General features: G+C 61.4%; 9 protein-coding genes. 6 read left to right on the forward strand and 3 right to left on the reverse strand.

Features of this window, described 5'->3' with window-relative positions; genetic code table 11:
- Positions 1 to 5: 5 nt before the first annotated feature.
- The gene (locus SFU85_13520; protein ID MDX6767795.1) at positions 6 to 1,466 is read right to left on the reverse strand and encodes a serine/threonine-protein kinase; all 1,461 of its coding nucleotides are present in this window, start codon (positions 1,464 to 1,466) and stop codon (positions 6 to 8) included.
- 56 nt (positions 1,467 to 1,522) lie between these two features.
- Positions 1,523 to 2,191, reverse strand: coding sequence for an HAD family phosphatase (locus tag SFU85_13525; protein MDX6767796.1), 669 nt, complete (start codon positions 2,189 to 2,191; stop codon positions 1,523 to 1,525).
- Positions 2,192 to 2,273: 82 nt separating this feature from the next.
- On the opposite strand from SFU85_13525, the gene SFU85_13530 reads away from it, so the two are divergent.
- Positions 2,274 to 3,431: a pyridoxal phosphate-dependent aminotransferase gene (locus tag SFU85_13530; GenBank protein MDX6767797.1), complete on the forward strand. Its 1,158-nt coding sequence runs from the start codon at positions 2,274 to 2,276 to the stop codon at positions 3,429 to 3,431.
- Between the two features lie 141 nt (positions 3,432 to 3,572).
- On the opposite strand, the gene SFU85_13535 is transcribed toward SFU85_13530, so the two are convergent.
- The gene (locus SFU85_13535; protein MDX6767798.1) at positions 3,573 to 3,959 is read right to left on the reverse strand and encodes a hypothetical protein; all 387 of its coding nucleotides are present in this window, start codon (positions 3,957 to 3,959) and stop codon (positions 3,573 to 3,575) included.
- 1 nt (position 3,960) lies between these two features.
- Between SFU85_13535 and SFU85_13540 the strand changes: the two genes are divergently transcribed.
- From SFU85_13540 to SFU85_13560, 5 genes are all read left to right on the forward strand, one after another.
- Positions 3,961 to 5,358 (forward strand): extracellular solute-binding protein, encoded by a 1,398-nt coding sequence (locus tag SFU85_13540; protein ID MDX6767799.1) that lies wholly within the window; start codon positions 3,961 to 3,963, stop codon positions 5,356 to 5,358.
- Positions 5,355 to 6,332, forward strand: coding sequence for an ABC transporter ATP-binding protein (locus tag SFU85_13545; GenBank protein MDX6767800.1), 978 nt, complete (start codon positions 5,355 to 5,357; stop codon positions 6,330 to 6,332). The genes SFU85_13540 and SFU85_13545 overlap by 4 nt, the downstream gene beginning before the upstream one ends.
- A gap of 66 nt (positions 6,333 to 6,398) precedes the next feature.
- On the forward strand, positions 6,399 to 8,120 hold the full coding sequence (locus SFU85_13550) for an iron ABC transporter permease (protein MDX6767801.1): 1,722 nt from the start codon (positions 6,399 to 6,401) through the stop codon (positions 8,118 to 8,120).
- Positions 8,121 to 8,300: 180 nt separating this feature from the next.
- The gene (locus SFU85_13555) at positions 8,301 to 8,543 is read left to right on the forward strand and encodes an AbrB/MazE/SpoVT family DNA-binding domain-containing protein (protein MDX6767802.1); all 243 of its coding nucleotides are present in this window, start codon (positions 8,301 to 8,303) and stop codon (positions 8,541 to 8,543) included.
- Complete coding sequence (locus SFU85_13560) at positions 8,521 to 8,922, forward strand: PIN domain-containing protein (GenBank protein MDX6767803.1); 402 nt, start codon at positions 8,521 to 8,523, stop codon at positions 8,920 to 8,922. The genes SFU85_13555 and SFU85_13560 overlap by 23 nt, the downstream gene beginning before the upstream one ends.
- Positions 8,923 to 9,161: the final 239 nt, after the last annotated feature.

Below are 9,161 nucleotides of genomic sequence, written 5' to 3' on the forward strand. Positions count from 1 at the left end.
GCCACTCAAGGCCTGGTCACACGGATCTGCTCCGGTGTGCGGACCCGGATCTGCAGGGCCCCGCGATACTCCTGCACCGCTCCCCGGACCTCGATCTCCCTGCCGACATATTCCGCCAGCTTTTCCGCGGAAAAATCCACCGGCTGGTCACTGACAAAAAAAACCAGGCCAATCGACTGCTGGTAATCGGCCGTAAAATTCAGATACCGCACGCTGTCGTCGCGGTTCTGCCCCGACTTGACGATCTTGCCCCGAACCACCACCTCCTGTCCGATGCGCTCTCGGAGGGCGGCCAGATGATCCGCTGCAAAAGCCCTCTCCTCCGGACCAGGAGCCGTTGGGGTCACGGACCTGTCCCCGGCCACAGCCGGCGGGAAGAGCGGCTGAACCCCGGGCCTGGAAGCACGGGGTAGTGGGGTCTGTTTCTGTTGGGGCGGCGGATCGATCCGCCCGGAGGAAGCCAACTCAGAGGATACCGGTTGCGTCATTTTCCAGCCCGCAACGCTTCCCAGGAGAAGAAGGGCAACTCCTCCGGCCACCCATGGCCGGATCCCGCTCCGCGGAGAGGACGCTGGCTCCACCGCCACGGAAAGCACCGGGCGGGACGACGTCAGATTCAAGGCGTCCAACCGCCTCAAGTGGTTGAGGGCTTCCATGGCATCGGCCGGCCGGTCGGAGGGAAGGCGTTTCATCAGGCTGTGCAACCAATCCGCCAACTGGGGACCGACATCGGGCCGGTATTCCCGCACCGAGGCCGGTTCCGATTCCAGATGATGGGCCACCACTTCCTGGATCGAGTGGCCCGTGAAAGCGGGCCGCCCGACCAAAGACTGGTAAAGCACATGCCCCAACGCATAGAGGTCGGTCTGCGGCCCGAGGGCTCCGCTCTCCAGATGCTCGGGGCTGATGTAATAGACGGTGCCCATCACCCCGCCACTTTCGCCCTGTGGCGGCCCCGAAATATCGATCTGTTTTTGGAAGCGCGCCAGACCGAAATCAAGGATCTTGGCATGCAGTTTTCCCGACGCGGTGCGCTGGAGCATCAGGTTCGAGGGCTTGAGGTCGAGGTGCAGGATGCCCTTCCCATGGGCCGCGCTCAGTCCTTCCAATACCTGCCGGGCCATTTCCACCGCATCAGCCAGGTTCAGCGGCCCCCGCTCCAAAGCCCGGTCGAGGGTTTCGCCCTCCAGAAACTCCATGATGAAGTAGGGCCCCTGGTCATCGGTGCCAAAATCAAACAATGTCAGGATGTGGGGGTTCTGGATCGCCGCCAAGGTGCGGGCCTCCTGCCAGGCTTCCTCCAATGCCCGGGTCGTGTCTTCGCTCCTTTGGAAGAGCCGCTTGATCGCCACCGCCCGCTGGAGTTCTTCATCCCAGGCATAACTGACAGAGCCCAAACCACCCGCCCCCACGGCATGCAGGACGCGGTAGCGGCCCCGGACCCATGGTTGGGAGGCAACTTCCACCTCGAAACACTAAATCCGGCGTGTCACAGACTTGCGCACACTCCGCTACAAGACGGTCACAATTCCCCCGGCCAAAGCCCGAGGAGCATCGTCAGATCGACTTCCCCCAAATGAGCCACCACCCGGTCGGCCCCTTCCAACCGTTCCCGGGGATGGGAAGAGGCCAAGGCCACCACCTTCATGTCCGCCGCCCGCGCGGCCTGGATGCCGACCGGGGCATCCTCAAAAACCACACACCGTCCCGGTTCCACCCCGGCCAGTGCCGCCGCCTTGAGGAATACCTCCGGATGCGGCTTGCCCAAAGTGACATCCTCCGAGGTCACCATCCCATCGAAGGCATTTCGCAATCCCAACATCCCCAGGATGGTCACGATGTTCTCCCGGTCGGTGGAAGAACCCACCACACAGGGCACCCCGGCATCACGCAGCGACCCCAGCAAGGCTCCCACGCCCGGCAGCGCTTCAATCCCCTCCTCGCGGATGATCTCCCGGTATAAGGCCTCCTTCCGGTTGGACAGCCGCTTGATCTCTGCCGGCTCGCGGCTCCATTCCAGCAATTCCGGAATGATCCGCGCGTTCTTCATTCCGAAGCTCCTTTCAAAATGATCTTCCGGCAGGACCCGCTCCTCTTCCAGCGCCAGTTGCTCCCAAGAAATCCGGTGGGCCCGCGACGAATCCACGATGACCCCGTCCCAATCAAACAATGCGGCCCAACGATGTTCCATCCCCCTCATTGCCATAAATTTCCAGCCCCGTCAAAATAAGGGCTGGTCGAACCCCCGGACGGCGTCTAAAACGGAGACCCTTATGGATACAGCAGAACGCGTGCAAAAATTGACCCCTTCCCTCACCCTGGCCATTGATGCCAAGGCCAAAGCCCTCAAAGCCAAGGGGGTCGACGTCATCGGGTTCGGTGCCGGTGAACCCGACATGGACACCCCGGAACACATCAAAGCCGCCGCCATGGGCTCCCTCGATGCCGGCTTCACCAAATACACCCCCTCCTCCGGCATCCCCGAACTCCGCGAAGCCATCGCCGAAAAACTCAAAAAGGACAACGGCCTCGACTACGAACCTTCCCAGATCATCGTCACCTGCGGGGCCAAGCACGCCTGCTTCAACGCCCTCCTCGCCACCATCAACCCCGGTGACGAAGTCCTCATCCCCGCCCCCTACTGGTTGAGCTACCCTGAAATGGTCAAACTGGTCGGCGGCGAACCGGTCATCGTCCCCACCTCGGCGGAAAACCACTACAAGATCACCCCCGATCTTTTCCGCGAATACACCAGCCCGCTGACCAAGATGATCATCCTAAACACTCCGGGCAACCCCACCGGGACGATCTACACCGAAAACGAACTCGCCGCCCTGGTCGAAGTCGCCCTCGACGACGACATCCAGATCCTCTCCGACGAGATCTACGAAAAGCTCATCTACGACGGGGCCAAGCACGTCTCCGTGGCCAGCTTCAGCAACGAGGTCTACAACAGCACGATCGTGGTCAACGGCTTCAGCAAGCCCTACGCCATGACCGGCTGGCGCCTCGGCTATCTCGCGGCCCCCAAGGACGTGGCCGCCAAGATCGATTCCCTCCAGAGCCACAGCACCTCCAACCCGACCTCCTTCGCCCAAAAAGGCGCCCTGGCCGCCTACAAGGGACCCCAGGACTGCGTCGAAGAGATGCGGGCGGAATTCGACAAGCGCCGCCTGCGCATGTGCGAATTGCTCGACGGCATTTCCTCCCTGGCTTACGTCAAACCACAGGGTGCCTTCTACGTCCTCGTCGACATCAGCCGCAGCGGCCAATCCTCGGTCCAATTCGCGGAAAAACTGCTGGAAGACCAAAAAGTCGCCGTCGTCCCCGGCGTGGCCTTCGGCGATGACAAGACCATCCGCCTCTCCTACGCCACGAGCATGGAAAATATCGAGGAAGGCCTCAAGCGCCTGAAGAAGTTCGTCAGCTGAGCTGACCTTCCCTCCAAAAAACCGGAAGGTGTCCCCTTCCGGTTTTTTTGTGCCCATGCCCGGCGCGGGAGTATGGAGTGTGGAGTGGGCAATAAAATGCCTTACGGGAGAGCGAAGCTCCGTCAGAGCGCGGAAACAACATCAACCAAGGGACCGACCTCTACTTTTGATGCGTCCCACTTTGGGGGTCAGGTCAAACCCATCTACTTCGACATCATTATTTCTATCACCTTCATACCTTTTGCCATCTCCAGCGTCAGCAAAATTGGTTCCATTTTTCCACTCATCAATAAGAGGGTCTCCATTTGGACGCGGGTAATCATCCACCGTAAACTGCGCGCCGACAGTATCTATGTAGCTAACCACAAGGAAATCTTGGAGGGCTTCGCGCTCACAGCGCCGCAACTGCCTTTTCCCGCCCCGGAGTTTTTGTTTTGCACTCCCCCGCCGCTTTCGGCAAGAAACCTGAGTGGCTTTTATCGTTGGAACACCGAAGTCTTTGGCTCTTGCGGCGATGATCCTGGCCATTGTGACAATCCCGTGTCACTCGATCCGAGCACAAGACGAACTCATCATCGTTTCTCCCCACTGGGAAGGCATCCAATATGAGTTCGGGGTCGCCTTCCCCGCTTGGTATCAGGCGCGCACCGGTCGTTCCATCACCGTCCGCTGGCGGGACATGGGCGGCACATCGCAGATTGAAAAAGCCCTCGACGCCACGTACAAAGCCACTCCCCACACCTGCGGCATTGATGTCTTCTTCGGCGGCGGTATCGATCCCTTTGAAAGCCAGAAAGCCAAGGGGCAACTGGCCCCCTTCAAACTCCCCGACGAGATCCTCCGGGAAATCCCCACCCACATCGGCGGCTTCCCCATCGTTGATCCCGATTTCACTTTCTATGGCGCCGCCCTGTCCTCGTTCGGCATCCTGGAAAACCGCCGGGTGACCCGGACGGTCGGCCTCCCCCCGGTGGAGACCTGGGAGGACCTCGGCCAGCCCGCACTCGAGGGTTGGGTCAGCTCGGCCGACCCCCGCAAGAGCGGCAGCGTGCACATGATCTACGAGATCATCCTCCAGGCCTACGGATGGGAGAAGGGCTGGGACGTCATCTATCGCATGAGCGGCAATGTCAAATCCTTCCTCCAAACCAGCTCCTCCCCCACCAAAGAAGTCACCACCGGCGACGCCGCCTACGCGGTTTCCATCGATATCAACGGCATGACCCAACAAGCCTTTGTCGGCAAGGACAACGTCCGCTTCACCATCCCCCGGGGCGTCTCGGTCATCAACCCCGACGGCATCGCCATTCTCAAGGGTGCCCCCCACCGCGATGCCGCCGAGGCCTTCCTCATCTTCGCCATGTCCGCGCCCGGCCAGAACCTCTGGATGAAACCCACCGGCTCACCCGGCGGCGCCACCCGCTTTGGCATCACCCGCATGGGGGTGCTCCCCCGCGACTACCAGGGCGACCTGACCGATCTGCTCGTCCCCCTCAACCCCTTTGCCATCGACTACCCCTTCCATTACGACTCCCCCATGGGCAGCAAGCGCTGGAACGTGGTCAACGCCCTGATCGGCCAAGGGGTCATCGATGTCCACTCCCACCTCCGCGCCGCTTGGCGCCACCTCCTCACCCTCCCGGAGCCCCTGCGAGGCCCTGCCCTGGCGGAATTCACCCGCCCGCTCATCAGCGAGGCCGAAGCGACAGAACTGGCCGCCGTCTGGCGCAAAGACAAGCTCCGCGCCCGACGTCTGGAAAACGAATGGATGGCCCGCTCGGTCGAACGATTCAAGAAGCTATCGGCTGTCAGCCCTCAGCCGTCAGCCAACAAAACAATGGCGCTGAAACTCCTTCCACCCGTCTCTCCCCCACAACCTGCCTTGGCTGAAAGCCGACAGCCGACAGCCGACAGCCTCACACCATGAAAATCACCCTCTCCCAAATCGTCAAACGCTTCGGCACCACCACCATCGTCGACCACGTCAGCGCCGAGATCCAGGACGGCGAGATGTTCTTCCTTCTCGGTTCCTCAGGCTGCGGCAAGACCACCCTCCTGCGCATGCTGGCCGGATTCTACCACCCCGAGGAGGGCGACATCCACTTTGGCGACCGCCGGATGAACGCGGTCCCCCCGCACGAGCGCAACACCGCCCTCGTCTTCCAAAACTACGCCGTCTGGCCCCACATGACCGTCTTCGAAAACGTGGCCTACGGCCTGCGCGTCCGCAAAACCCCGGAGGCCGAGCTAAAAACCCGCGTCAACGACGCCCTGGCCCAGGTGAAGATGGCCGCCCTGGCCGACCGCAAACCCGCCTCACTCTCCGGCGGCCAGCAACAACGCGTCGCCCTGGCCCGGGCCATGGTGGTCCGGCCCGACCTCCTGCTCTTCGACGAACCCCTCTCCAACCTCGACGCCAAGCTGCGGATCGAGCTGCGCGAGGAAATCAAAAAAATCCACGCCGCCACCCGCATCACCAGCGTCTACGTCACCCACGACCAGGAGGAAGCCCTCTCTCTGGCCGACCGCATCGCGGTCATGAACGCCGGAAAAATCCAGCAGATCGGCACGCCGCAGGACATCTACAACCGCCCGGCCAATGCCTTCGTCGCTTCTTTCATCGGCGAGATCAACCTCTTCCCCGCCTCCTCGGCCATCGCCCAGAAACTCGCCCCCGGGGCAGACGGCCAGGTCGGCTTCCGGCCGGAAAAAGTGTCCGTCCATCCCGACGGCCTCCCGGGAAAGGTTGTCTTCTCCTCCTATCTCGGCAGCAAGAACCAGGTCACGGTGAAAATGGACACCGCCGAGGAAGTGAAAGCCTGGCTCCCCGACTACCATGCCGAGGGTTCCACGCTGCGTCTCCGTGTTGAAGAAAAAGACCTCCTTAAATTTGTTTCCTGACCCAACCCCATTCCCTGCCTTGCTCAGTTTCCTTTGTTACCTTCTGTTCAAACAGTCTCTCCCGGCATGAAAAAACTCCTCCTCCCCTTCCTTGTCCTCTTCTTTGGACTCTTCCTCATCTACCCGGTGGGCTATCTCCTCCAGGGCGCGTTCTTCATCGAGGCCGGAGGCTCCCGCACGTTCACCCTCGATTACTTCCGCATCATCTTCGAGAACCCCTTCTACCGCGAATGTTTCACCAACAGCCTGCTCATCGCTTGCTGGTCCACCTTCTTCACCCTGCTCATCGCCGTCCCCCTGGCCTACTTTTTCCTCCGATGCGACTTCCCCGGGAAGGCACTCCTGGGCGGGGCCATGCTCCTGCCCCTCATTCTTCCCCCCTTTGTCGGCGCCATCGGTTTGAAACAATTCTTCTCCCGCTTCGGCAGCCTCAATCTCCTCTTGAGCCAATGCAGGCTGGTCGACCTGAAACATCCGCCGGATTGGTTCGGCGAGGGTGGTTTCGCCGGCATCATCCTGCTCCAGGTCCTGCACCTCTACCCGATCATGTATCTCAGCGTGCAGGCCGCCCTGGCCAACCTCGACCCCAGCCTGCGCGATGCCGCCCGCAACCTCGGGGCTGGTGGCTCCCGTATCTTCCGCACCGTCACGCTGCCCCTCGCCCTGCCCGGGATCTTCGCCGGATCAACATTGGTCTTCGTCGCCGCCTTCACCGACCTCGGTGTTCCCCTGATGTTCGAGTTCCAGACCACCGTCCCGACGCAAATCTTCAACCTCGTCACCCAAGCCGACAACCCCCTCGGCTACGCCCTCGTGGTCATCACCCTCATCCTGGTCTCCCTCCTCTTCCTCCTCGGGAAAAAGCTCGGCGAGGGCAATTACGCCATGTTGGGACGGAGCGCCAGCTACGATGACATCCACCGCCTCTCCCCCGCCAAAGGGTGGTTCATGACCGCCGCCGTCGCTCTCTTGATCGGGGTTTCCCTCCTGCCCCACCTAGGGGTCATCATCCAGTCTTTCTCGGCCAAGTGGTTCTTCAGTGTCTTCCCCTCGGAATGGTCCGCTGCCTACTACGGCGAAATCTTCCGCACCGACCTGACTTCGCTCAGCATCAAGAATTCGCTCATCTACGCTGTTTCCTCGGCCTCGCTCGACCTCGTCCTCGGGTTCTGCGTGGCCTACATGCTGGCTCGAGAGAACTTCCGCGGGAAAAACCTCCTCGATATCATGGCCATGATCCCCCTGGCCCTTCCCGGCCTCGTGCTCGCCTTTGCTTACTTCGTGGCCTTCAGCCGCCCGGTCTTCCCCGAATCATGGACGGACTGGAACGCGGCCTGGCTCACCCTCTTCGACCCGCGCAAAAACCCCACCCTTTTGCTGGTCATCGCCTACGCCATCCACCGCCTGCCCTATATTGTCCGTGCCGCCTACGCCGGATTCCAGCAAACCCACGTTTCCCTCGAGGAAGCCTCGGCCAACCTGGGTGCCACCCCGTGGAAAACGCTGTTGCAGATCAGTCTGCCCCTGCTCAGCGCCAACCTCATCGCCGGCACCATCCTGACCTTCTCCTTCGCCATGCTCGATGTCAGCAACGGCATGATCCTTGCGCAAGAGACTGTCTTCTACCCCGTGACCAAAGCCGTTTACATGCTCATGGGCCGCATCACCCCCACCGCCCCGTCGATCGCCTGCGCCCTCGGCGTCCTGGCCATGGGACTCCTGGCCGCCTGCCTCTTCGGCGCCTCCAAACTCCTCGGACAAAAGATGGGGCAGCTCTTCAAGGCGTGATCGTTTTTTTATCATCCGTGGTAGATGGCGTGGGCTCGATTCGTTCCAAACTCCAGACCCGCAATCTTACCTCCGAGATTCGCGTCCATTGACGTGAATTAGCGCTTCAAACATGACTTTCCCCGGCCCTTTGCTCCTTACTTTTTGACATTTCGGGTAATGTGACTTATCATTCCCGGAATGATCGCCAAAATCACCAGCAAACGCCAGGTGACCTTCCCAGCACGGGTGCTCGACGCCATGGGCGTGGGCCCCGGGGACCGGCTCGAAATCCAACCCACCTCCGGCGGCTTCCTCCTCCGTGCCCGCCGCGTCGATGCCACCAAGCTCGCCCCCCTCCGCGGCCACTTGCGCAAGGGTCAGGGCACCTTCGACATCCAGACCTTCCGACGCCAACCGCATGACCGCGCCCTACGGGATTGATACTTCCATCCTCGTCCGCCTTCTGACTGGCGATCCCGAGGAAGGCTACCGCAAGACAGTCCGCGCTCTGGAACGCTTACTCGCCCAGGCGCCTGATGCCGAAATTCTCGCCTCCAACCAAGTCATCGGCGAAGCCTACATCTCCCTACAGCACCACTACGGAGTCTCCAAGGAAGACGCCCGCGCCGCATTCCTCACCCTCTTTTCCAGCGGCCTCATCGCACCCCTCAATGGATTGAGTGTCCGGGAACTGTTGGAAGCCCAGGGCGGTTGTGGTTTGCTCGACCGCCTGATCGCCGACGATTACCAGCAACGCGGATTAACGGTCCTGACCTTGGACAAGGCCATGTCCCGCCTGCCCGACGTCGCTCTCCTTTGATTCACCGCGTGGCCGGAGCGCAAAGCCTGCGACCACCTACGGAAGCGGGCTTGTTCCATGACAATGGGTCCAACCACTAAGAGCCTATCCGGATAACCCCCGTGGCCCGCGTGATGAGTGCCACCTGCCCGGGCCCGAGGAGGAGTGACCGCGCATATCGGGACGAGATACGCAAGGAAGGGACGACGAAGGGGGCGGGCAGGTGCCGCCATCACCCTCCGGGCTGGGGCCAAAAAGCC

Source organism: Candidatus Methylacidiphilales bacterium (assembly GCA_033875315.1).
In the GTDB taxonomy this organism is placed as follows: Bacteria; Verrucomicrobiota; Verrucomicrobiia; order Methylacidiphilales; family CAZTYG01; genus JANRJG01.

Excerpts from the sequence above, each read along its gene's own strand:
- SFU85_13525 (MDX6767796.1), bottom strand. The coding sequence starts at position 2,191 with ATGGAACATCGTTGGGCCGCATTGTTTGATTGGGACGGGGTCATCGTG.
- SFU85_13535 (MDX6767798.1), bottom strand. The coding sequence starts at position 3,959 with ATGGCCAGGATCATCGCCGCAAGAGCCAAAGACTTCGGTGTTCCAACG.
- SFU85_13555 (MDX6767802.1), top strand. The coding sequence starts at position 8,301 with ATGATCGCCAAAATCACCAGCAAACGCCAGGTGACCTTCCCAGCACGG.
- SFU85_13530 (MDX6767797.1), top strand. The coding sequence starts at position 2,274 with ATGGATACAGCAGAACGCGTGCAAAAATTGACCCCTTCCCTCACCCTG.
- SFU85_13550 (MDX6767801.1), top strand. The coding sequence starts at position 6,399 with ATGAAAAAACTCCTCCTCCCCTTCCTTGTCCTCTTCTTTGGACTCTTC.
- SFU85_13545 (MDX6767800.1), top strand. The coding sequence starts at position 5,355 with ATGAAAATCACCCTCTCCCAAATCGTCAAACGCTTCGGCACCACCACC.
- SFU85_13560 (MDX6767803.1), top strand. The coding sequence starts at position 8,521 with ATGACCGCGCCCTACGGGATTGATACTTCCATCCTCGTCCGCCTTCTG.